This window comes from Taklimakanibacter lacteus, from assembly GCA_003576695.1.
Taxonomy (GTDB): domain Bacteria; phylum Pseudomonadota; class Alphaproteobacteria; order Rhizobiales; family Aestuariivirgaceae; genus Taklimakanibacter; species Taklimakanibacter lacteus.
The window spans coordinates 492,170-516,027 of sequence record QOZQ01000001.1; the positions used below are offsets into that span (position 1 = coordinate 492,170).

Below are 23,858 nucleotides of genomic sequence, written 5' to 3' on the forward strand. Positions count from 1 at the left end.
TCGCCCTGCAAGCGAAGCGCAGCGGGGAGAGGGTAGGGGCCCGCCGCGAAGCGGTGGGAAGGGTGAGGGGCAATGGGCGGCGCGGTGCTGTGTTCCTTGCTTGATCTAAGATTCGAGTCCAACTCCGCGCAAGCCCCTCACCCTCCCATTGCTTCGCAATGGGTCCCTCCCTCTCCCCGCTGAAGCGGGGCGAGGGTAAGGCGGCGAAGGGCGGTATCCGCTTCATCAATGCTCCCCATATCCGAAATAAGCCTTCTTCAGCGTGTCGCCGCGCGCCAGGCTTCGGGCATCGCCTTCCAGCACGATCTCGCCCGAGCGCAGGAGCAGCATGCGCCCGCCCGTCATCATGGCGCGGGTCGAGCTCTGCTCGACGATGACCAGGGTCAAACCGCGCTTGTCCCTCAGCTCGAGCAACGTCTCGTAGACCTGGTCGATCACCTTGGGCGCGAGGCCGAGCGAGGGCTCGTCGATGGCGATGAGGCGCGGCCCGGTCATCAAGGCGCGGCCAATCACCAGCATCTGCTGCTGGCCGCCCGACAACACACCAGCCGGCTTGTCCCGGCGCTCCTTCAGCATCGGGAACACTTCATAGACGGCGGCGAGATCATCCCCGGCCCGCGCCCGGTCTTTCCGCATGCCGGCGCCCAGCATCAGATTCTCCTCGATGGTGAGCGAGCCGAAGACATGGCGGCCCTCGGGCACCATGGAGAAGCCGAGGCGTGCGGTGTCCTCGGGACTTCCACCCGAAATCACCTTGCCGTCGAGCGTGATCGCGCCTTCGGCCACCGGCACGACGCCGGCGATCGCCTTGAGCAAGGTCGATTTGCCGGCGCCATTCGGCCCGGTGATGAAGAGCGTCTCGCCTTCATCCACCTTGAGCGAGGCCTGGCGGAGCGCGGTCAGGCGGCCATAGCGCACCGTGATGCCGTCGACGGAGAGGATGGTCATAGCACGACACCTCCGGCTTCGGCCTGCGTGCCCATATAGGCATGGCGCACCTTCTCGCTCGCCTTGATCGCGGCCGGCGCCCCGTCCTCGATGATCTCGCCCGAATCCAGCACATGGATGTGGTCGCAGATATTGAGGACGAGGCCGATATTGTGCTCGATCAGCAGCACGCCGCATTTCATCTCGGCGACGATGCGGCGGATGAGGGTGATGAGATCATCGGCTTCCTCGGCCGACATGCCGGCGGCCGGCTCATCGAGAAGGAGATATTTGGGCTCCATCATCAAAGCGCGGCCGATGGCGACGCGGCGCTCGTCCGTATAGGGAAGGCCGCCGGCGGCGCGGTCGGCGAGCGCCCCAATGCCGATCCAGTCGAGCATCGCTTCGGCCCTGGCTTGAGATTCGCGGCGCGACAGGCCGAGCCCGACGCCCGTCACTTCCAGATTGTCGATGACCGGCAACTCGCCGAACAGTCGCCCGGACTGGAAGGTGCGGGCGATGCCGAGCCGGCGCAGCCTGTGCGAGGTGATGCCGCCGATCGGCTGGCCGTCGAGGAAGACCTGGCCCTCATCCGGCGCCTGGAAGCCGGTCAGCACATTGACCAGTGTCGTCTTGCCGGCGCCATTGGGGCCGATCAAGCCAGTGACGCGTTGGGGCGGAATGTCGAGCACGACATTCGCCAGCGCCTTCAGGCCGTCAAAGGACACCGAGACATGTTGCGCGCTGAGGGCGGTGCTCATCTTCCTCCGATCTTCCGGTTGGACTTTATTATATAGGAGCCCGAGGCATCGAGCTTCGCCGTCCAGCCCGGCTCGATGACAATGGTGGTCGTCACCTCCTCGATGATGGCAGGCCCCTTGATCGTGGCGCCGGCGCCGAGCTTCGCTCCGTCATAGACAGGCGTCTTGGTGCCTTTGCCCTTGGCGTCGAAGATCGCCTTGCGCTGGCCTTTGAGCGCTTTGGCGACAGGTGTTCCCTTGCCGAGCTTGGGCAGGCGCGGCTTGTCGATATAGCCATAGAGGGTCGATTCGATATTGACGACCTCCACCGGATTGTGGCGCTCGGAATAGGTGTAGAGCTCCTCATGGCGGCGATGGAAGGCTTCCTTCACCTTGGCGATCGACTTGGCGTCGATGTCGAAGGTGGCGATGTCGACGGTGCATTCATGCACCTGGCCGACATAGCGCATGTCGAGGCTGCGCTTCACGCCGATGCTCTTCCTGGTGAAGCCGTCCTTTTCGAGATGCGCGATGCCCTTGCGCTCGACGTCCTTGAACAGCGTGTCGATGCGCTTATAGGCGGCGTCATTGTCGAGGCGCACCGGCGCCGTCGCCATGTAATTGTATTTGACGTCGGAGATCGTCTGGCCGAAGGCGCAGAGGCCGGAAGCGAGCTTCGGCAGCACGATCGTATCGATGCCCATCTCGCGCGCCAGTGCAGTGATATGCGCGGCCGTGGCGCCGCCCGCGCCGACGAGCACGAAATCGCGCGGATCATAGCCGCGCTCGACCGAGACGCGGCGGATGCCGTTCACCATGTTGTTGTTGACGATGGTGAACATGCCATAGGCCGCCTGTTCCGGCGTGATGCCGAGGGGGCCGGCAATGCGGGTGAGCGCCGCGCGCGCCTTCTCGACACTGAGCGGCAGCTTGCCGCCCAGCAGGCCATCGGGATTGAGATAGCCCAGCACCAGATTGGCGTCCGATGTCGTAGGCTCGACACCGCCCTGGCCATAGCAGGCGGGACCCGGATCGGCGCCCGCCGATTGCGGACCGACCTGGAGCAGGCCAAGCGAATCGATCCAGCCGATCGAGCCGCCGCCGGCTCCCAGAGTCTCCACCTGGATCATCGGCACGCCGATGCGGTAGCGCAGGAAGTCGATATTCTTGTTGAGATTGGTCTGGCCGTCCTTGGTCAGCGTGATGTCGAAGGAGGTGCCGCCCATATCGACGGTGATGACATTCTTCTTCTTGAAGGGGGCGCAGACATAAAGCCCTGCCTGGGGCGCCGAGGCCGGGCCTGAATTGATCGCATAGACAGAACGGTCGGTCATGACCTGGCCGATGGCGAGGCCGCCATTGGACTGGAAATAGCGCACCGGCTGCTGCGCGCCCAGCTTCCGGAAATACTGGTCGACCGCGCCCACATATTTGCGCATGACGGGCGCCAGATAGGCATTCGCCACCGCGGTCGAGGTGCGGGTATATTCGCGCACCTGCGGATAGAGCTCCGAGCCCACGGTGAGGATCACGCCCGGCATCATCTCGCGCACGATCTCGGCGGCGCGCTTCTCATGCGCCGTATTGAGCACCGACCAGACGAAGGAGATGGCGACCGTCTCGACGCCTTCCTTCAGGAACAGCGCGCAGGCGTCGCTCACGTCCTGTTCGACGATCGCGGTGCGGATCGACCCGTCGGCGAGCACCCTTTCGCGAACCCCTTTGCGCAGATAGCGCGGCACCAGCATGGTGGCGGCGGGATATTCGGGGTCGTAGCGATAGCCGTCTTCCTTGTGGCCATTGCGGATCTCGATCGAATCCTCATGGCCCGCGGTGCAGATGAGGCCGGTCTTGCCGCCCTTATGGGTGATGAGGGCGTTGAGGCCCACCGTCGTACCGTTGATGCAGAGATCGCAATTGGCGACGATGTCGGAAGGCGCGCGGCCCAGATGCTCGGCGATCAGAGCGAGGCCGTTCTCGATGGCGCGGGTCGGATTGGCGGGCGTCGAGAGCGCCTTGAACAGCCTGATATCGCCCGATTTGCGGTCGGCGATGACGAAATCGGTGAAAGTGCCGCCGGCATCGATGCCGAGACGATATTGCGCGGTCATTGGGCACCTCCGCGCAGAGTGCGGGTGGCATCCTGATCGACCGTCCCGCCATCGGTGATGACGACGCCATAATCGAGGCGCGCCCCTTCGAGCGAGACGAGGCCGTTCTTCACGTCCCATAAGACCTTGTCGACCGGTCGTTCATGCGGGTTGCCGTAGCCGCCGCCGCCCGGATTCATATTGGTGATGGTCTCGCCCGGCTGGATGGTCTCGAGGATGTTCTTGCGCTCGACATCGACACGGCCTTTGCGCTTGAGCTCGACGCGGCCGACCTTGGTGTCGATGAGCTCGGACTTGGCGCCCGCGGCCCCCATGGCCGGGATGCGCCGGCCTTCGCCGAAGCCGATGCACATCATGTCCTTGTAGAGCGGCTCGACCTCCCAGGCCGTGCCGGAGCCGCCGCGATATTTGCCCGCACCGCCGGAGTCGGTCATCAGCGAATAGCGGTGGATGACGATCGGATAGGAATATTCGAGCAGCTCGACATCGCCCGAGGTGAGCGCGCCGAAGCAGCATTCGGGACCGACCGCATGCCAGCCATCCTGCTTGGGCGTGGCGCCGCCGCCGGAGATGATGGTGGCGAGCACCATGGTGACGAATTCCTCGCCGCTCTTGCCGTTGCGCCCGGCGATGTTGAGGCCATTGGCATGGCCCCAGGAGGCGGCGACCTTGGACGGCATCGCCTTCTCGAAGGCGAGCCTCACCGCATCGGTCAGCGTCTCCATCGGCGTCGTCGTGCAGTTCATATGCGGCGCCGGCTCGACCGCGTTGCACAGCGTTCCTTTCGGCCCGAAATCGACCGTAACGCAGCGATAGAGGCCTTCATTGTAGGGCGGCGGCAAAGCCGCGAACATCATCAGGCCCAGATAGACGCCCGAATGTGAATTGCCCTCATAGGAATTGATGAAATAGGGAACCTGCGGCGGGCTCTTTATCGCGATGTGGCAGGTGTCGCTCTTGATCGTCACCGTCGCTGTGATCTCGAAATCGCCGAGGCCGTGGCCGGCATCCTCGAGGATGGCGGTGCCGCTATAGGTGCCGTCCGGCACCGACTTGATGAGCGAGCGCATATGGCGGTCGGCCATGTCGAGCAATTCATCGATGCAGGCATCGACGGTCGAAGCGCCATATTTGTCTATCATGGCGAGCAGGTTGCGCTCGCCCACCTGGCAGGCGCCAATGAGCGCGTTGAAGTCGCCTTCCTGGTCGCGCCTTGCCCGCATATTGGTCAGGATCATGTTGAGGACATCGTGGCGCGGCTTGCCCTTGTCCCAGATCTTCACCGGTGGGATGCGCAGGCACTCGGCATAGATCTCCTTGGCATTGGGATTGTAGCCGGCCGGCACCGGGCCGCCGATATCGGTCAGATGGCCCTTGCATACGGTCCAGTAGACGAGCTTGCCCTTGTGGAAGACCGGCTTGTACATGCAGGTGTCGATGGCATGGCTGCCGCCGAAGGCGGGATCGTTATGCAGGATGAGATCGCCGTCGTGGATGTCGTCGCCGAAATATCGGGCGACCGCCTTCATGGCGGGGATGAGGGAGCCCAGATGGATGGGGATATCCTGGCCCTGCAGGATCATCTCGGGGCGCGCGTTGAACAGCGCCGTCGAATAATCATGCGCCAGGTTGAAGACCGACGAGCGGGCGGTCTTTTCGAGGGTCAGCGTCATCTCGCGCTGCGTCGTCTCGAGCACGCCGCGCACGACGGAGAGAGTGATCGGATCGACTTTGGGTTTGCGCTTCGGCTTCATGTGGTCCTCGCTCGTCGCTCGACCATGCCGAAAGCCAAAAATATGCCGCTGCTGGCCGGCGGCTGCTTTCCCTCCCTCGGCATGGCGTCTTTCGCACCATTGCTAAGGGTGAGGCTTAAGTCCGATCGCGCCCCAAGTCTTTGCTGCGGGTGAATCCGGTTTTGATTTCCCGCGCACAGGCTGCGGTTTCCATTGCGCCCGGGCCCGCGCCGCCGTAACATTTTCCGCATGCGGAGCAGGTCATGAAAACGCGCATTTCGACCAACGCCGTGGCGGCCAATGACCGCAGCCGGCACTGGCATGAGACCATCGCCCGGGCCTATTTCCCGCTCGACCTCGCCTTCCGCGAGCCCGACCGCTTCTCGGGCGAGATCACCGACTGGCATCTGGGCGGGGTTTCCCTGTCGCGCCTGACCTCCGAGGCGCTGCGCTACCGCCGCCTGCCGCATCATTTCCGCCAGGAGCGCGACGAGCATTTCCTGGTGACGGTCCCGGCGCGCACCGAGATCTTCTTCTCGCAATGCGGCAAGGACGTCCATTGCGCGCCGGGCAGCTTCATCCTCGAGCGCAGCCACGAGCCCTACGAATTCAGCCATGACGAGGCGGCCGATCTCTGGGTCATGAAGGTCGAGGCCAAGGCGCTTTCGGGGCGCATCCGCGGTCCCGACCGGTTCTGCTCGCTGCAGTTCGACGCCGCCAATGGCGCCGGCGGCTTCTTCGCCGACATGCTGCATCTGATCCCGGACCGCTTCGAGGAGATGAACAGCGAAATGCGCCAGATGGTGGGCCAGCAGCTCATCGACCTCCTGGTCCTGGCGCTCAAGGCCGATGAGCGCACGCTCACTTCCGGCAGCTCGACCATGCGGGCGGCGCATCTCACCCGCATCGAGGCCTTCGTGCGCAACAACCTGCGCAACCCGGCGCTCGATCCCGATCTCATCGCGCGCAATTGCGGCATTTCGATCCGCTATCTGCACGAGCTCTTCCGCGACACCAACCAGACGCTCGGCGCCTGGATCCGCGACCAGAGGCTCGATGCCTGCCGCGCCGCGCTCGGCGACCGCAGCATCACCCGCAGCGTCGGCGAGATCGCCTATCACTGGGGCTTCGGCGACCAGGCTCAGTTCTCGCGCGCGTTCAAGGCTCGTTACGGCATGTCGCCCAAAGAGTTCCGCGACGAGGCCCGCCGCACAACGCGCCTCGACGCTTAGCCTTTTCGTAGGAATATGAGTCAGTGGCGAAGATGACCACTGACGGTTTCGTACTCTCCCATCATCCGTCATCCCGGCGAAAGCCGGGACCCCCTGAATAAGGGCAGCGCGGGAAGCCCTGCTCAGATGGAAATAACTTAATGGGCCCCGGCTTTCGCCGGGGTGACGGAGGTGGTGGGCAGTGCGATGATTTCGCATATAACCGGTCTTCTGCCTCGCCTGATCAGGACAATGATGCCCTGACCTTGTGAAGATGTGCTTCGCGCTCTTCGCGCGCTTTCAGAGCTCCCTCGAGATCGACGCTCACGAATCTCGCCGGCGTATGTGGCTGCAACTGGCCGATCAGATCCATGTCGGCCGAGATCACGGTGCCGACCATGAAATAGCCGCCGCCCGACACCGCATCGCGATGCAGCACGATCGGCTCGGTGCCGCCCGGCACCTGGATCGAGCCGTAAGGATAGCAGGCATCGACGATGTTGGAGGGATCGGAGCCGGCGCCGAAAGGAGGCGTGCGCGGCACGAATTCGAGCGGCCGCCCGCCCTTGAAGCGATAGCCGATGCGGTCGGCTTCCGGCGCCACTTTCCAGATGTCCTCGAAGAAGTGCTTGCCGGCGGTCTCGGTGATGCGGTGCCAGTAGAGGCCGGGCACCATGCGCAGCTCGGCCGGATTGCCGTTCACGCGCCTGAGATTGGCCGGAATGCTGCGGCCTTCCTTCACGCTCTTGCCCGAGCCCACCGGCAATTCATCGCCGGCTTCGAGCTTCCTTCCCTTGAAGCCGCCGAGCGCGCCCAGCGTATAGGTCGAACGTGAGCCGAGCACCACCGGCACGTCGATGCCGCCCGAGATGGCGATATAGGCGCGGGCACCCTTCTTGAGAAACTCGAAAGAAAGCACCTGGCCCTTCTTCACCGCGAAGGACGTCCAGGTCTCGCGCGCGGCGCCGTCGACTTTCGGCGGCAACTCGGCGCCGGTGACGGCAACCATTGCATCAGCGGTGAATTCGAGCTCAGGCCCCATGAACACCGCTTCAAGGACGGCCGCCCCTTCGTCATTGCCGACCAGCATGTTGGCGGCGCGCGTCGCCAGCCGGTCCATGCCGCCCGAGAGCGGGATGCCGATATTGTAATAGCCGGGCCGGCCCAGATCCTGCACGGTGGTGGAGAGTCCGGGCTTCAACACCTTAACCATGGAGCACCTCATTGAGCTTGCGGTTGCAGGCGTCGATATCCTTGTGGAACTCGTCCAGCGAGAAAGTGACGTTCTTCATCAGCGGCGTGAACTTGCCCGCGTCGACATCGGCCACCGTCGCATCATACTGGGTGCGGTCGATCGGCTTCCATTTGACGATGTCGCCCGGCTTGAACAGGCACATGAAGTCGCGCAGGTAACTGATCTTCTGGTTGGGATCGTAGATCGGCATCGGCGTGATGCCGAACATCTGATAGCCGCCGGCACCCCTCACCGAATAGATGCAGCCAAAGCAGCCGCCATGGCCGACGGTGAGCTTCGGCGTGTCGGTGCGCGGTCGCAGATATTTGGGCGCCTCGATCTGGCGCTTGCGCTCAACCATCTGATAGAGGAAGGGAAGGCCGGCGACGAAGCCCACCATGGAGACGAACCAGGGCGAGCTCGAATGCGCCTTGATGAAGCCGTCCGGCCCATCGAGATTGTTGATGCGCGCCGCATATTCGATGTCGGTCGATTTCGGATCCTGGTGGCGCTCGCGGAAGCGCATCAGCGTCTCATGCGTCCAGGGATCGTTGTAATAGACCGGGATCTCGATGATGCGCGTCTTGATGACGGGCTCGGCCTTCTCGGCGACATTTTCGAGCTTCTTCAGCTCAGCCAGCATGTCGGCGGGCTTGATCACATCGGGATCGAACTTGATCTGCATCGAGGCATTGGCCGGGCAGATCTCAGTGACGCCCTTGATCTTGGCGTCCCGCACCGCATTGGTGATGAACAGGGCCTTGAAGAAGGCCTCGAGCGACATCTCCTCGTCCATCTCGACGAAGATATGCTCGTCGCCGCCATAGGAATACCGGGTCTTCATGGACGCGCCACCTCCCTCATTTTTTGTCATCCTGGCGAAAGCCAAACATTTTCCGTCATCCCGGCGAAAGCCGGGATCCCTTAAATTCCATCAGAGCACGCCGCGCCGCCCGGATTGCGTCCATTGAATGGATCCCGGCTTTCGCCGGGATGACGGTCGTGGTGAGTGCGTCCGTCATTGGCTCAATCTCGTCGCGTTGGCTTCAAGCCAGGGCTCCAGCCAGCGTGTATGGAATTGCCCCTTGCGCACCTCGCCGTCCTCGGCAAGGAGCAGATGCAAGGGCTTCGTCGTCTTGAGGCCGCCAATATCGAGCTCATGCAAAGCGCGCTTCATGCGCGCGATCGCCTGTTCGCGGGTTTCGTCCCAGACGATGAGCTTGCCGAGAAGCGAGTCATAGAAGGGCGGCACCTGATAGCCGTCATAGAGCATGGTGTCGAAACGCGTGCCGGGGCCGCCGGGCACGCGCAGCCCCGAGACCGATCCCGGGAAGGGCATGAAGTTCTTCGCCGGGTCCTCGGCATTGATGCGCACTTCGATCGCATGGCCCTGGCGCCTTATGTCCTTCTGCTGGTGGCGCAGCCTGGCGCCGCCGGCGATCAGGATCATCTCGCGCACGAGGTCGAGGCCGGTGATGAATTCGGTCACCGGATGCTCGACCTGGATGCGGGTGTTCATCTCGATGAAATAGAAGTCGTGGCTTTCATCGTCATAGAGATATTCGATGGTGCCGGCGCCCTTGTAGTGGACCGCTTCGGCCAGCGCCACGGCAGAGGCGCAGAGCTTCCGGCGCACCTCCTCAGGCAGCGCGGGCGAGGGGGCCTCTTCCCATAATTTCTGGCGGCGGCGCTGCAGCGAGCATTCACGCTCGAAGCAATGGATAGCGCGCTCGCCGTCGCCCAGCACCTGCACTTCTATATGGCGGGCTCTGGCGATGACTTTCTCTATATAGAGACCGCCATCGCCAAAAGCCGCCTGGGCTTCCGCCTGCGCTTGCGGCAGGAATTGCTCGAATTCCTCACGCGTATTCGCAATGCGGATGCCGCGTCCGCCACCCCCGGCCGCGGCCTTGATCATGATCGGAAAGCCGATGCGTTCGGCGATCTGCGCCGCCTCGCTCAGGTCGGCGATGCGCCCGCCCGAGCCCGGCACGACGGGCACGCCCGCCTTCTCGGCGGCGCTGCGGGCGGAGACCTTGTCGCCCATGGTGCGGATGGCATCTCCGCTCGGGCCGACGAAGATCATGCCGGCGGCAACGACGGCATCGGCAAAAGCGGCATTCTCGGCCAGGAAGCCATAGCCCGGATGGATGGCATCGGCCTTGGCCGCCCTGGCGGCATCGATGATGGCCTGAATGTTGAGATAGGACTTCGCCGCATGCGGCGGGCCGATATCGACCGCCTCATCCGCCATCCTGACGGCCAGCGATGTGGCATCGGCGGCGCTGTGCGCCTGGATGGCGCGGATCCCCAATTCCCGCGCCGCCCTGATGATGCGCACCGCGATCTCGCCCCGATTGGCGATGAAGAGGGACTTCAGCATGCGAGAGACCTGACACCCTCGCCCCGCTTCAGCGGGGAGAGGGTAGGGACCCGCCGCGAAGCGGCGGGAGGGGTGAGGGGTCTGTTTAAGTTCTGCACCAGGCCCCTCATCCTCCCCATTGCTCCGCAATGGGTCCCCTCCTTCTCCCCGCTGAAGCGGGGAGAAGGTAACATGGCGAGGGGAGAGCGATTCATCATCACGCGATTTCCGCCAGCGGCTGGCCGGCCATCACCGGCTCCTCATTGTCGGCGAGGAATTTCACGATCTTGCCGGCGGTCTCGGCCTTCACCTCGTTGAAGGACTTCATCACCTCGATAAGGCCGATGACATCGCCGATTGCCACCTCGTCGCCCTCATTCTTATATGCGGGCTTGTCGGGGGCGGGCCGGCGATAGAAGGTTCCGGGAAGGGGTGAGAGAAGCTCTTTGGGCATGGTCGTTCTTTCGTTGATCAGGCGGCATCGAGATAGGGGCTCACCGCCTTGCGCACGGCGGCGGCGATGGCGACGGCATTGGGCGTGTCGGAATGGATGCAGATGGTGGCGGAGCCCACCGTGATGTCCTTGCCGCCGACGCTCTTCACCTTGCTCTCCTTGATGGCGCGCACGCATTTGGCGGCGGCCTCGTCGGGATCCTTGGCCTCGTGCTCGCGGGTGATGATCAGGCTGCCATCGTCGCGATAGTCGAGATCGGCGTAGAATTCGGGAATGAATGTGTGGCCGCGCGCCGTGTAGACCTTTTCATGCAGCGTGTTGACCATGCCGAAGAGCGGCACCTTGAAGATGTCGGCGGCATCGCAGACGGCATGCGCGATGTCCTCCATGCGCGCCGCCATGCCATAGAGCGAGCCATGCGGCTTGATGTGGTTGAGCGGCATGCTGGCGGCGGCAAGGAAGCCCTTCAGCGCGCCGATCTGGTAGATCAGGCAATTGGTCAGCTCCTCGCGCGAGATCTTCATCTCGCGGCGCCCGAAGCCCTGGAGGTCGGGCAGCGAAGGATGCGCCCCCACCTTGACGCCATGCTGCTTGGCGAGCTCGACGGTGCTGCGCATATGGTTGAAGTCGGAGCCATGGAAGCCGCAGGCCACATTGGCGACGTCGATCAAGGGCATCAGGCCCTCATCGTCGCCCATCTTATAGAGGCCGAACGCCTCTCCCATGTCACAGTTTATGGCTGTCACCCTGTCTCCTCCCGGTTGTCACGGTCTGGTGCCGCGCTTGTGGTCCATCCAAATATTGCGTTGCACAAGCCATATTGTAAAATCGGAAAATCTGCGTCTGTGTATTTGAAAAACAGATAGGTGCGTTTTACCCTCCCCTTGTGGGGAGGGTCGACGCGCAGCGGCGGGGTGGGGGTCGGGTGGTCTTTCCGCTGAAATATAAAGTGCTGTGAGACCACCCGACCCCCACCCCTAACCCCTCCCCGCAAGGGGGAGGGGAATGGACTGTGCACTCTGGATAGCCCGCCAGACCTTCTCCGGCGTCACCGGCATGTCGATTGCCGCAACGCCCAGCGGCGCCAGCGCATCGAGCACCGCGCTCACCAGCGCCGCGGGCCCGGCAATGGCGCCGGCCTCGCCGCAGCCTTTCACGCCCAGGGGATTGTTGCGGCAAGGGGTCACCACCGACTCGATGCGCATCGCCGGCAGGTCATCGGCGCGCGGCATGGCGTAGTCCATGAAGGAGCCGGACAGGAGCTGGCCCGTCTCTCTGTCGAAGACGCAATGCTCGAGCAGCGCCTGGCCGGTGCCTTGCGCCAGGCCGCCATGGATCTGGCCCTCGACGATCATCGGATTGACCTGGTTGCCGAAATCATCGACCGCCGCCAGCGCCTTGACCTCGATGCGGCCGGTCTCGGGATCGACCTCGATCTCGCAGAGATGGCAGCCATAGGGAAAGGTGAAATCGGGCGGGTCGAACCAAGTCGTCTCCTCGAGCCCGGGCTCCAGCTTGTCGAGCGGATAATCGACCGGGTTATAGGCGGCGGCGACAACCTCCTTGAAGCTTTTGGTCCGGTCGGTGCCGGCGACGGTAAAGCGCCCGCGCTTGAACTCGATGTCGCGTGCATCGGCTTCGAGCAAATGGGCGGCGATCTTGCTGCCCTTCTCGATCACCTTGTCGAGCGACATCTTCATCGCCGAGCCGCCGACGGCGAGCGAGCGCGAGCCATAGGTGCCGATGCCATAGGCGACGCGGTCGGTGTCGCCATGCACGATCTCCACTTGCGAAAAATCGACGCCCAGCGTGTCGGCGACGATCTGGGCATAGACCGTCTCATGGCCCTGGCCATGGGTGTGGCTGCCGGTGAGCACCGTCACGGTGCCGGTCGGATTGACGCGCACCTGGCCCACTTCATACTGGCCGCCGAGACAGCCCTCGCGGCCCAGAAGCTTGGAGGGGCCCATGCCGCAGGCTTCCATATAGAAGGCGAAGCCCAGGCCCAGATACCTGCCGCGCGCGCGGGCTTTCTTCTTGCGCTCGGCAAGCGTCGCGAAGCCGCCGACCTCATAGGCCTTGTCGAGCAATTTGTGGAACTCGCCCACATCATAGGTCCACAGCAGCGGCGTCTTGTAGGGAAAGGCCTCGGCCGGGATGAGATTGCGCCGCCGCATCTCGATCCGGTCGATGCCCATCTCGCGGGCCGCCGCATCCATGGCGCGCTCCAGCACATAGGTGCATTCGGGCCGGCCGGCGCCGCGATAGGCATCGACCGGCATGGTGTTGGTGAAGGCGGCGCGGGTGCGCACATGAACGGCGCGCACTTTGTAGGGGCCCGGCATCGGATAGGCATAGAAGAAGGAGGGGATCGCCGGCGCGAAGGTCGAGAGATAGGCGCCCATATTGGCGATGGTATCGACCTTGAGCCCCTTGACCACGCCTTCGGCATCGAGCGCCAGCGACACGGTGGTCACATGATCGCGCGCATGCGTATCGCAGACGAAGGCTTCCGAACGCTCGGCCACCCATTTGACCGGCCGCCTGAGCTTGTGCGCGGCGAAGACGGCAAGCACCTCCTCGGCATAGTGATAGATCTTCATGCCGAAGCCGCCGCCGACATCGGGCGCCACCACCCTGATCTTCTCTTCTGAGATCTTCAGCGTCGAGATGGCGAGAAGCACGCGGATGACATGCGGATTCTGGTTCGACGTATAGAGCGTGTAGCGGTCGGATGAGGGGTCATAGTGGCCGATCACGCCGCGCGTCTCCATCGGCGAGGCATGGACGCGGTTGTTGATCAGCTTGACGGTGGTGACATGGTGGGCCGCGGCGAAGGCCTTGTCGACCGCCGCCTTGTCGCCGACATCCCAGTCATAGCAGAGATTGTTCGGCGCCTCGTCCCAGATTTGAGATGCTCCCGTCTCGATCGAGGTCTCGAGATCGACGGTGGGTTTGAGCATCTCATAATCGACATCGATCCGGTTCATGGCGGCCAGCGCATCGGCGCGCGTCTCGGCGACGATGAAGGCGATCGGATCGCCGACATGGCGCACGCGGCCCGACGCCAGCACCGGATGGGGCGGGCGCGCCATCGGCCCGCCATTGGTGTGGGGCACGATCCAGCCGACGGGCAGATTGCCGACCCCGGCTTCTTGCATATCGGCACTCGTATAGATGGCGAGCACGCCCGGCATCCGAGCCGCGCGCTTCGTCCTGACCGACTTGATGCGGGCATGGGCATGGGGTGAGCGCAGCACCGTCGCATGGGCCATGTAGGGCAGGCGGATATCGTCGACATAGCGGCCTTCGCCGGTGATGAAACGGAGGTCTTCCTTGCGCCTGATCCGCTGGCCGATCAGCGCGCCTTCGGGCTTGTTCACGTCTTCTCTCCCTGCCGCACTCATTGAAGGCTGGTGCATGCGCCGTTTATCTCATACAGGGCGCTATCGGCTTTCGCCTGGATGACCATTCATATGCGCATCAGTGCACAGGGATGTTGTGCTGCACTTGCGGTATTGTAAAATCGGAAAAACTGCGACTCGCTATCTGAAAAATTGATAGTGTCTCAATCCACGGCTAATCGAACTTGTAGCTGACGCCGATCCGGCCGACAAAAATCTCCTGGTTCACTTTGAAAGTGTCGGTCTCGTCTTCATTGGACACCTCGCCTTTCTTCGAGCCGAGGTCGAAATAAAGGCCTTCGATCCGCACCAGCCAATTGTCGGTCCAGGCATGCTCGATACCGGCGCCGGCGACCCAGCCGAAATCGAGATCGACCGTTTCCTTTGCCAGATTGAATGCTTCACTGCCGCCGTCATCCCAGCTGTGCTTGGCATCGGCAAAGGCCAGGCCACCGGTCACGTAGAACAGCGTGCGATCCGGTGCATAGCCCAATCTCGCCCGCAGCGAACCAGAAGATCGACGTCCGAAACAATGTCGAGACCCTCGGCGCCATCGAGACTCTCGTCTTCCTTCGAGCCGAACCAGGCTATATCCGCCTCGAGGCCGAAGACCAGCCGGTCATGCTGGACGTTTATGCCGGCCAACGCGCCCAGCACCGCGGCCGTGTCATTCAACTCTTCATCAATCGCGACGGGATCGGCGTTGGAATCGTCATCCGTGCCCCGCCAATCCGAGGACGAGAACCCGACACCGGCAAAAATTCCGCCATAGACGCCGCTCCAGTCATAGGCGGCCGGTGCCTCGAAATCGGCCGCCTGCGCGGCTGATGCCGCAACAACCGATACGCAACCCGCCAGAAGCATCCTGCTGATCATCGAATCCCCCGCACGTCAAAACCCTGGATATCCTGCCTGCCACGATGTCTGAGGAGATACCGGCATATGACGGTGATATCGATTTTCTTTGGGGACAGTGGCCGATCCGACACATCAGGGAACCGGAGTTCCCGAAAATCGCCGATCAACTGTGGCAAATCTGCAATAGTTACAGGGAAACCGGATATGTACCCGTCATTTGACGAGTGTCGCCGGGACAGTGGCCTCACCTATTCTCAGGCCCGGAACCGGCGTGAATCGACCGCCGGGCATTTCTGGGGGAGTGCAATGAAGCCGAGCTGCCTGTTTCGCCGTCGTCTGGCCTTGACGACGATCCTGACCATCATGCCCTTCGCGACCTATGGTCGCCAGGCCTATGCCGGCTGCGATCCGGTGGTGCCCGGGTCTTCGACCTATCTGTGCACCGGCAGCGCCGCCGAGAACACGACGAGACAGGAGATAGGCGTTCCCAATGCCGATGTCTCGACCGCACCGGGCTTCGGTGTGGATGCGACCGATTTGAGCGGGATATTCATCACCGGAGCCGGCCATCTGCGCTTCACCGACGAGAATTCGTCCTTCATCAAAGGAAACGTCAATGGCGTCTCCGTCACATCGACAGGCAATATGGCGGCCCCCAATCTTGGCGCGGTGACGATAAAAACAAATGGCGAGATTGAGGGCGTGTTCTACGGCATTCTGGCCAGGAACTATGGCGAGGGCCATATCGAGATCACCACCTATGGCAAGGTTACCGGGACGAATGAGAGCGGCATCTTCGCGCTCGACAATGGGGGTGGCGACCTCAAGATCACCACGGGCGCCGGGAGTATGGTCGAAGGGGGCGAAGAGGGTATCAGGGCCCGCAATCTGGGCGGAGGCCTTCTCGAGATCACCGCCAAGGGCGACGTCACGGGCCTGACCGGCGCCGGCATCGCTGCTTATGCCGGATTGTCCGGCAATGGTGTGACGGTGAAGACGGAAGCCCGGGTCACCGGCGCCGATGATGGCATCCTCGCCAATAACCAGGGTGGAGGTGATACGATTGTCACCGCCAATGGTGAAGTCACCGGCGGCGACGATGATGCCGGCATCGCGGCCGTCAACCTGCATCTCGGCAAGAATATGGAGATCACCACGGGTGCGGACAGCGCGGTCAAGGGCGGCGACGGCATTTTTGCCCAGAATTACGGCAATCGCGATGCCCTCGGCAATGACGGCGACCTCACCATCGCGGTCAAGGGCGAGGTGGAAGGAACGACTGACGCCGGCATACACGCCTATAATTCCCATTACGGCGACACGCTGAAGATCGTCGCCGAGGCGACAAGCGTTATCACCGGCATAGACCATGGCATCTATGCCAGAAATTCCGGCGCCGGCGCGCTCGATATCTCCGTTCAAGGCGCGGTCAGCACAGTGAGTGGCATCGGCATCGAGGTCCAGAACAGGGGCGGGGATGCGACGCTCATCAAGGTCGGCGCTGGCGGCATCGTGGAGGGCGGCTATTCCGCCATTTTCGCCGAATCGGATGACGAGCAGGCTGTGTCGATCACCAATGAGGGCGTGCTGCGCAATCTTTCCGGCGCCGCCGATGCGTTGGCCATCGAGGTGAATGGCGGCGCTGCCACGATCGAAAACAAGGGCGCGCTCATCGGCACGCTCTTGCTCGATGCATTCGACGATTCGGTGACCAACAGGGGAGGCTGGATCACCGCCGGCGCCGATTTCGCCGGAGGCAACGACACGCTCGTCAATTACGGCACGTTGATCGTGGCCGGCAATGGCGGGGAGATCGAGCCGTCGAGCTTCGATGATCTCGAATTCTTCATCAATTTTGGAACGGTCACACTTGTCGACGGGCAGGCGGGCGACAAGCTTACCGCGGAGACGAGTTATTTCAGCAATGGCGGCCGGCTGGCGGTCGATGCCGTGCTGGGGCCTGAGGGAAGGGCGGATTATCTCATCCTCGACTCTGTCGGCGGCGTGACCCGCGTCTCGGTCAATCTTCTCGATGCGACGGGCGCCAATCTCGAAGGAATTCCAATCGCCTATACCGACGGCAACACACAGCCGGGCGATTTCCTTCTGGCGGATGGTCCTCTCAATGCCGGCTTCTTCACCTGGGATATCCGCTACAATGCGCTGGCCGGCAGCCATGACCTCTTTACCTCGGGCATTGGCACCGGCGCCTATGAGATGGCGGGCGGCATCACTGGTACTCAGGATATCTGGCAGCAGACCATCGGCACGGTCCTGCATCGGCAGGCCGATCTGCGTTCGCTGCTCGCCGGCACGCAAGTGACGCCGGTCGCCGATTTCGGCGAGCCGGTCGAGCCAGCCGCGTCAGGCCGGGTGCTGCCGGGCTTCTGGTTCAAGGGCGTCGGCGGTTATCTCGAGCGCGATGCCGAACAGGATGGCTTTGATCTCGATCGCGAGCAGACGGTCTTCGGCGGCCTTGCCGGCTTCGATTTCGCCATGGATGCGGGGCCAGGCGATGCCATGCTCTTCGGCATCTTCGGCGGCTATCTCACCTCGACGCTTAAATTCAGCACCACCGGCACGAAATGGACCTATGACGGCCCGACGCTCGGCGCCTATGCCACCTATCTGAACGAGGCATTTTACGTCGATGCGACGGTCAAGGCGGATTTCCTCGCTATCGACATCGATCCCGACGCGCTGGCGCCGGCGGCGGACAAAGCCGACACCGACGGCTTCAATCTCGGCGCGCGGCTCGACACGGGCTATAAGATCGGCCTCGAGCACGGACTCTTCGTCGAGCCGCAGGCTTCTCTGGCGGTGCTGTACAGCGAGATCGACAATGTCGAAATCTATGGCGGGGAAGTCGATTTCGACGATGAAACCAGTGTGCGCGGCAGGCTCGGCCTGAGGCTCGGTCATGAGCTCACCGCCGCCGATCAGCTGGTTTATTCCTCCGATGTGACGGCCAGCATCTGGCAGGAATTCAATGGCGGCAACGAGGCCGTGATCGCGGTGGCGGATTTCCCGTCCTTCGATGTGTCGGACGACCCGGTCGAGACTTTCGGCGATGTTTCGATCGGCTTCGGCGTGACGGCGCCCGAAGGCTGGTCGGGCTTCGTGCGCGGCAACTGGCAGTTCGCGGAAGGTTTCGATGCGCTCAGCGCCAATGCCGGGCTCAGATACGCCTGGTGATGCCCGGAGCGTTTGCGCGCATCATCATTGGATCATTGGCGCTCGTTCAGAAACGCCAGTTCAGACCGGCGCGGACGATGTGCATGTCCAGATCGAAGGAGTGCTGCATGGTCTGGCCTTCGACTTCGGGGTTCTCGGTATCGAAATCTTCCTTGCCGAAATCGGCATAGAGATATTCCATCTTGAGCGACACATTGGACGCCAGGGCGTGTTCGAGGCCGGCGCCAATGGTCCAGCCGATGTCGAATTCCGCGCTGCCGGAATGGCAGCGCTCATAGTCGCCGCCAGCATCCGGACATCCGCTCACGAAACTCCAATCCAGGTCGCGTCGGACCTTGGCGTCCGTATAGGCCCCGCCGCCGGTGACGTAAAATAGCGTCTGGTCGACCGCCAGACCGGCGCGCAGGCGCAGGGTGGCAAGAAGATCGGCCTTCAGCTCATCGCGTCCACGTGCGGCGCCAAAGCCCGGTCGTTCCGCCTCGCGTGATCCGTCGAGATCAAGGAAACTGGCGTCACCTTCGATGCCGAACACCAGATTGTCGATCTGATGGTTGAAGCCCAATGTCAGCCCGCCATTGAAGCCATCGGCCTTGGTGTTGCCGTCGAGAACATCCTCGGCCAGTTCGGCGGCGAGCTCATCGATCTCCGCGTCTGACGGAATTTCCACCGAACCATCGGCGCGGCCCCAGGCGTAGCCGGCGGTGAGGCCGACATAGGGCCCGCTCCAGTCATAGGCGGACGGTTCGGCGACATCGGCGGCAAATGCCCGCGAAGCCACGAAGGCGACAGCGGCCCCAGTGACAATCAGTCTCGTAGTCATGATGCCCCCTGAAACTACCCGGAGCCGAATAGCAAATGTCAGCGGTGCGCGCGCCCGTCATATGACGGGTACAACCGATTCCCGCGATCAGTTTCCCGGCATGCTTTCGTAGAGGCGGAACGGCTGTGCCGCGCCGAGCAGCGCCACCAGTTGGCTCTGCTGGCCGGTGCCGGTCTTGCGGAAGATGTTCTCCAGATAGCTGCGCGCCGTCTTGATGGTGACGCCTTGCTGCGTTGCCGCCGTGCCGAGGGTCAAGCCACGTGTCAGGGCCGCCGCCAGGCGCGCCTCGGCCGGGGTGAGGTCGAACAGTCCCTGCAGGAGGCCGATCGGGGGCTCGTTCCTGCCGGGGCGAATTTCGGTGGCCGCGATCAGCACTTCGCCGCCGGAGAAAATATCGCGCGCCGTGCGCCGCAGCGGCAAGGCGTGCACCACCATCGCGGGACGGGATTCATTCGCCGGGATCGGGATCGAGCGGACCGCCGCTTGCGCATTGCTCGCGAGTTCCGTCAGAGCGGCCTGCAACAGGGCGTCGGTTTCGCTTGTCGGCAGGGCCAGGCCGCCATGCGCGCGCGGAATGAAGATACCGGGCAGGCCGGCCAGCAGGGCATTGGCGGCGAGGACCCGGCGGCCGGCCGTCAGCACCGCCGCTGGCAGTCCCAGTTTTTCCATCACGGCAACGGCGTTCTGCGCTTCCGCCAGTCCCAGCCTTGCCGCCATCAGGCTGGCCCGCGCCAGGTGCGGGCGCAGGCGGTCGAGGCTTGCGATCTCGGCTTCGCTGTGGGACTTCTTGGCCGTCGCCCGGAGGTAGATGAAGGTCACGGTTTCGCCGCTGAGCATCGGGACGGTCGTGCACAGGCCGCTTTCCAGGCCCATCGCCCTCAGGCGCATGCGGATCGGATCGCGCAGGATCTCTTCCTCGGAGAGGAAATCATCGACCTGGACGAAGCAAGCCGGGCGCATATCGAGCATCCGCTTTGCGCTATTGCAGGATTTCCACATGTCGCTGGAGATGAATTCGTCGAGGAGGGGCGCCAGACGTGCGACCGATCTGCCGTTCGGGGGCACGCCTTCGCTGAAGGAAAACACGGCGCCGCCGCCTTGTGAATCCGAAAGCTGTCCGGTGGTCTCCAGGACGCTTTCCCAGACATCCGGCACGAAGGCCGCTTCGTAAATCCGATCGATGAGCGTTTCGGAGTTGAAATCGGTCAGCGAAGCCCCCTAAGCATGCTGGAATTCGTAATCGCCCATAAGCGTCCCCGATGTCTTGCAGGCCGTCAATCCGGCCAATATCAAGGGTTCGCTCGACGATCATCCGTGTGGCGCCCTTGCCACAATGTTGGGCAAATGCATCACCTTTTCGTGACTCCCTTGCCGGCAGCGGAAGCCATCAGGAACAATCTACCGGCGGGCGGACCGTTCGGCGTCCACCATATGGTGGACATTTTGCGTGATTTCTCGTCTCAAAACTTTTAGAAATTGATCCTGTATCTGTTATGCCCATCGTCCTTCCAGGCGCGTCATGACTGTTCGAGAGGCGGATTACTTAAGGATACTCGAGCTCGCCGGGGTGGCGATCCTCGAGCCCAAAAAGTGGATCGATGTTCTGCGTCCTCTCGCTCAGGCGACGGGATGCATCGGCGGCGGGCTGACGCTCGAGGACCCCATCGCCGGCACCGGGCGCCCCATCGACTATTTCGGTTTTGACGACGGCCATGTCGAAAAAACCTGGCACCACTATCTGCCGCAGAATCCGCTCTTCAGGATCGCGCCGAAGCTGCAGACCGGCTTTTTCGTCACCAACGGGATGGTCGTCCGCGAGGAGTCTTTCAAAAGGAGCGAGTTCTACGACGGCTGGGCGCGGCCGCAGGAAATCTGCTGCCCTGTCACGGTTGTACTGCATCGCTCTCATTCAGCCTATATTCCGCTCACGCTCGTTCGCGCCGACGGGCATGGCGATGTCGACGAGGAAGGCCTCGATTTCCTTGGGAAGCTGGCGCCCGCGCTGACCAACGCTTTCGCCATCACGATGCGGCTGCAACGCCTCGAGGATCGCGAGGAGACATTCCAGGCGGCCATGTCCCGCCTCTCGTTCGGGATCGTTCTGCTCGATGAGAAGAACCGTATCGTCTTTGCCAATGGAATTGGCGAAGATCTGATCCGAGATGCCGGAGCCTTTGCCGCAGAGCACGGACAGCTACGCGTAAATCACGGAGCAGCTGCCGCGTTCGAAGCCGCAATCGCCACCGCGCCTGCCAATTTCGCCATCACGCTGCGGGACGGACGGTCGTTGTTCTGCGTCGTCCTGCCGTTGCAGCGCGAGAACGGCGTTTTCCCGGACTGGGAGTCGCCGACACGCATGCTTGTCATCGGTCCGCAGGAAAGTGACGCGGCCCTGGCGGGAGATGCCCTTGGTGCCGCCTTCGGGCTCACGCCTGCGGAACGGGCCGTGCTCGAAGTCCTCCTGCGCGGAGAAGAACCATCGACGGTCGCGTCGATATTGGGGATCAGCGTCGTGACTGTGCGAACCCATCTCCTTCGCATCTTTGCAAAGACCGGAATGCACCGGCAAAGCGAACTGATGCGCCTGGCATGGTCGATGACGCCGCCCTATCGCCGATAGAGCAAATCCCACCAAGGTTGAAGACTTTGGCGATAAGAATTTGCTCCAACATATTGATTTTGCACGTTTCCTTTTCGGCGAAGCGATTCCACTTCGCCGGAAAGCGCTTTGCAAGACCATATTGTGCCATGGCTGAGATATTGTAAAATCAGAAAGCAGCCGCGCGATATCAAGAAAACCGATAATGACGCTCTCGATCAAGCAGGTACGGTACTTCATCGCCGCCGCCGATGCCGGGCAGGTGAGCCAGGCGGCGATCGAGCTCAATGTCTCGCAATCGGCGGTCACCGCGGCGATCAAGCAGCTCGAGGACGATCTGGCGGTGCGCCTGTTCGACCGCCAGCCCTCGGGTGTGGCGCTCACCGCCGAAGGGACGCGCTTCCTGCAGCATGCGCGCATCATCATGGCGGCGGTGAACGAGGCGATGAGCGCGCCCCTGACCGAGGCCGGCGCCCATTCGGGCCATGTCCGGGTCGGCGTCACCTATACGGTCGCGGGCTATTTCATGCCGCGCCATTATGCCAGGTTCCTGCGCAACTATCCGCGCATCACCGTCGAATTGCGCGAGCTGCCGCGCGAGGCGATCGAGCGTGGCCTGGTCGACCGCACCCTCGATATCGCCGTCATGCTGGTCTCCAATCTGGCCGACAAGGCGCATATCGCGTCGGAGACGCTGCTGCGCTCGCGCCGGCGGCTGTGGCTGCCGGTCGAGCATCCCCTGCTCACCCGCGAGAATGTGACGCTCGCCGATGTGGCGAGGGAGCCCTATGTGATGCTCACCGTCGATGAGGCGATGAACACCGCCGGCAAATACTGGGCCAAGGCCGGGCTCGAGCCCCGCATGGTGGTGAAGACCTCCTCGGTCGAGGCGGTGCGCAGCATGGTCGCCGCCGGCATGGGCGTCACCGTGCTCTCCGACATGGTCTACCGGCCCTGGTCGCTCGAAGGCCAGCGCATCGAGGCGCGCAATGTCATCGGCGACATACCCTCGATGGATGTGGGCCTCGCCTGGAACCGGGCGTTGCAGCAGGCGCCCGCCACCCGCGTGTTCCATGACTTCATGAGCATGACCTTCTCCGGCGCCGCGGCGATGTGAAAGGCTGCAAGTGACAGAAAATGGGGCAATTTCAGTCCGTTGACTGTGGCAAGAAAGCCACTGTCGGCGTGCAATCGCTTTGCCCGGAAGGAATCCTCTTTATACTTCCGTAAAGTTACGCAATTCTCTGACAAATTGCGCTTCGGCGTGGCTGAGGGAAAATATGGCACGGCCGTTAGATTGGGCGCTTCCGGGCGCCGTCGAGAAGGCCCGTCGGAAAGGCAATGCGGGGGAGAGGCTCCACCGGGCGCTCCTCGCCGCGATCGTCCTTTTGGCGGCTTCGTTTCTACCCCCCTCCATCGCCAAGGCCGCCGATGCGATCGCAAAGGTGGTCGCCGTCGGCGGATCGCCGACGGGCGGGGGCCGGGCGCTGAGGGCCGGAAGCCCGGTCTATGAGGGTGACCGGCTGGTGACCGGCGCGGGCAATATCCAGATCCTGTTCATCGACGAGACCAAGCTGGTGGTGGGCCCCAATTCCAACCTCGTGGTCGATCGCTTCCTGATGCGCGGCGGCAACCGGGTGCAGAAGCTGTCGGTCAACGCGCTGCGCGGCACCTTCCGCTTCATCACCGGCAATTCGGCGAAGAACGCCTATGACATCAAGACGGCGAGCGCCACGATCGGCATTCGCGGCACCGCCTTCGATTTCTCCTCCGGGCGCGAGACGCTGGTCGCGGTGCTGGAGGGCGGTGTCAGACTATGCGCGCGCGGCCAGTGCGAGACCATCCCCGAAGGCTGCGGCGTCGGGCGGGCGCGCCGCAATGATGTCGATCAGCTGGGCGGGCGCGCCAAGGGCCAAGCCTTGCGGCAACTCCCCTATATCGTCAACCAGGGTTCGTTGAACCGCGGGTTCCGGCTCAACACAAGGTCCTGCCGCTCGAGCCTCGGCCTCCTGCCGACCACACCCGGCCAGAACCAGGGCAGCGGTCCGCAGAATGCCGGGCCGGGTGGCGCGACGGGCGGCGGATCACCGGGCGGTGGCCCGGGCGGCGGACCTGCCGGCGGCGGCACGGGCGGAGGGACTGGCGGCGGTAGTGGCGGTGGTGGCGGCAGCGGCGGCGGCGGCCCCGGAGGCGGCGGGTTTTGACAGAGG

19 protein-coding genes are annotated in these 23,858 nt (G+C 63.1%); 5 read left to right on the forward strand and 14 right to left on the reverse strand.

All coding sequences use genetic code 11. The annotated features are described in order from the left end of the window. Nucleotides 1-225 precede the first annotated feature (225 nt). From DT068_RS02285 to capB, 4 genes are read right to left on the reverse strand one after another with little or no spacing between them, the layout of a single operon-like run. Nucleotides 226-948 (reverse strand): ABC transporter ATP-binding protein, encoded by a 723-nt coding sequence (locus tag DT068_RS02285; RefSeq protein WP_119388133.1) that lies wholly within the window; start codon nt 946-948, stop codon nt 226-228. After that, nucleotides 945-1,688: an ABC transporter ATP-binding protein gene (locus DT068_RS02290; RefSeq protein ID WP_119388134.1), complete on the reverse strand. Its 744-nt coding sequence runs from the start codon at nt 1,686-1,688 to the stop codon at nt 945-947. The genes DT068_RS02285 and DT068_RS02290 overlap by 4 nt, the downstream gene beginning before the upstream one ends. Then, entirely contained in the window at nt 1,685-3,778 is a 2,094-nt protein-coding gene (gene capA / locus DT068_RS02295) for a caprolactamase subunit alpha (protein WP_119388135.1), read from the reverse strand. Before capA ends, DT068_RS02290 begins: the two co-directional genes overlap by 4 nt. After that, nucleotides 3,775-5,532 (reverse strand): caprolactamase subunit beta, encoded by a 1,758-nt coding sequence (capB, locus tag DT068_RS02300; RefSeq protein ID WP_119388136.1) that lies wholly within the window; start codon nt 5,530-5,532, stop codon nt 3,775-3,777. Before capB ends, capA begins: the two co-directional genes overlap by 4 nt. 242 nt (nt 5,533-5,774) lie before the next feature. On the opposite strand from capB, the gene DT068_RS02305 reads away from it, so the two are divergent. After that, nucleotides 5,775-6,743 (forward strand): AraC-like ligand-binding domain-containing protein, encoded by a 969-nt coding sequence (locus tag DT068_RS02305; protein WP_119388137.1) that lies wholly within the window; start codon nt 5,775-5,777, stop codon nt 6,741-6,743. A gap of 223 nt (nt 6,744-6,966) precedes the next feature. Here the strand turns inward: DT068_RS02305 and DT068_RS02310 are convergent, their stop codons facing one another. The 8 genes from DT068_RS02310 to DT068_RS02345 form a co-directional block, all read right to left on the reverse strand. Continuing rightward, entirely contained in the window at nt 6,967-7,935 is a 969-nt protein-coding gene (locus DT068_RS02310) for a 5-oxoprolinase subunit C family protein (RefSeq protein ID WP_119388138.1), read from the reverse strand. Next, nucleotides 7,928-8,800 carry a 5-oxoprolinase subunit B family protein gene (locus DT068_RS02315; RefSeq protein ID WP_119388139.1) on the reverse strand — a complete coding sequence of 291 codons (873 nt, stop codon included), beginning with the start codon at nt 8,798-8,800 and terminating at the stop codon, nt 7,928-7,930. The genes DT068_RS02310 and DT068_RS02315 overlap by 8 nt, the downstream gene beginning before the upstream one ends. Before the next feature lie 174 nt (nt 8,801-8,974). Further along, a complete protein-coding gene (locus DT068_RS02320; protein WP_119388140.1) occupies nt 8,975-10,339 on the reverse strand; it encodes an acetyl-CoA carboxylase biotin carboxylase subunit in 1,365 nt (454 codons plus the stop codon). Between the two features lie 196 nt (nt 10,340-10,535). Next, a complete protein-coding gene (locus DT068_RS02325; RefSeq protein ID WP_119388141.1) occupies nt 10,536-10,772 on the reverse strand; it encodes an acetyl-CoA carboxylase in 237 nt (78 codons plus the stop codon). Between the two features lie 17 nt (nt 10,773-10,789). After that, entirely contained in the window at nt 10,790-11,518 is a 729-nt protein-coding gene (locus tag DT068_RS02330) for a LamB/YcsF family protein (protein WP_368904370.1), read from the reverse strand. A gap of 231 nt (nt 11,519-11,749) precedes the next feature. Next, nucleotides 11,750-14,155 (reverse strand): xanthine dehydrogenase family protein molybdopterin-binding subunit, encoded by a 2,406-nt coding sequence (locus DT068_RS02335; RefSeq protein ID WP_119388143.1) that lies wholly within the window; start codon nt 14,153-14,155, stop codon nt 11,750-11,752. Between the two features lie 196 nt (nt 14,156-14,351). Next, nucleotides 14,352-14,669, reverse strand: a complete 318-nt coding sequence (locus tag DT068_RS02340; RefSeq protein ID WP_162913962.1) for an outer membrane protein — start codon at nt 14,667-14,669, stop codon at nt 14,352-14,354. Beyond that, nucleotides 14,633-15,040, reverse strand: coding sequence for an outer membrane protein (locus DT068_RS02345; RefSeq protein WP_162913963.1), 408 nt, complete (start codon nt 15,038-15,040; stop codon nt 14,633-14,635). Before DT068_RS02345 ends, DT068_RS02340 begins: the two co-directional genes overlap by 37 nt. Before the next feature lie 300 nt (nt 15,041-15,340). Here DT068_RS02345 and DT068_RS02350 point away from each other — a divergent pair, with 300 nt between their 5' ends. After that, nucleotides 15,341-18,229, forward strand: a complete 2,889-nt coding sequence (locus tag DT068_RS02350; protein WP_162913964.1) for an autotransporter domain-containing protein — start codon at nt 15,341-15,343, stop codon at nt 18,227-18,229. 46 nt (nt 18,230-18,275) lie between these two features. Here the strand turns inward: DT068_RS02350 and DT068_RS02355 are convergent, their stop codons facing one another. Further along, nucleotides 18,276-19,049, reverse strand: a complete 774-nt coding sequence (locus DT068_RS02355; protein ID WP_119388147.1) for an outer membrane protein — start codon at nt 19,047-19,049, stop codon at nt 18,276-18,278. 87 nt (nt 19,050-19,136) lie between these two features. Further along, the gene (locus DT068_RS02360) at nt 19,137-20,204 is read right to left on the reverse strand and encodes a helix-turn-helix transcriptional regulator (protein ID WP_368904371.1); all 1,068 of its coding nucleotides are present in this window, start codon (nt 20,202-20,204) and stop codon (nt 19,137-19,139) included. 364 nt (nt 20,205-20,568) lie between these two features. On the opposite strand from DT068_RS02360, the gene DT068_RS02365 reads away from it, so the two are divergent. The 3 genes from DT068_RS02365 to DT068_RS02380 all read left to right on the forward strand — a co-directional run bounded on the left by DT068_RS02365 (nt 20,569) and on the right by DT068_RS02380 (nt 23,852). After that, nucleotides 20,569-21,669, forward strand: coding sequence for a helix-turn-helix transcriptional regulator (locus tag DT068_RS02365; protein WP_119388149.1), 1,101 nt, complete (start codon nt 20,569-20,571; stop codon nt 21,667-21,669). Between the two features lie 184 nt (nt 21,670-21,853). After that, nucleotides 21,854-22,765 carry a LysR substrate-binding domain-containing protein gene (locus DT068_RS02375; RefSeq protein WP_119388151.1) on the forward strand — a complete coding sequence of 304 codons (912 nt, stop codon included), beginning with the start codon at nt 21,854-21,856 and terminating at the stop codon, nt 22,763-22,765. Nucleotides 22,766-22,928: 163 nt separating this feature from the next. Further along, nucleotides 22,929-23,852, forward strand: coding sequence for a FecR family protein (locus DT068_RS02380; RefSeq protein ID WP_119388152.1), 924 nt, complete (start codon nt 22,929-22,931; stop codon nt 23,850-23,852). Nucleotides 23,853-23,858 lie beyond the last annotated feature (6 nt).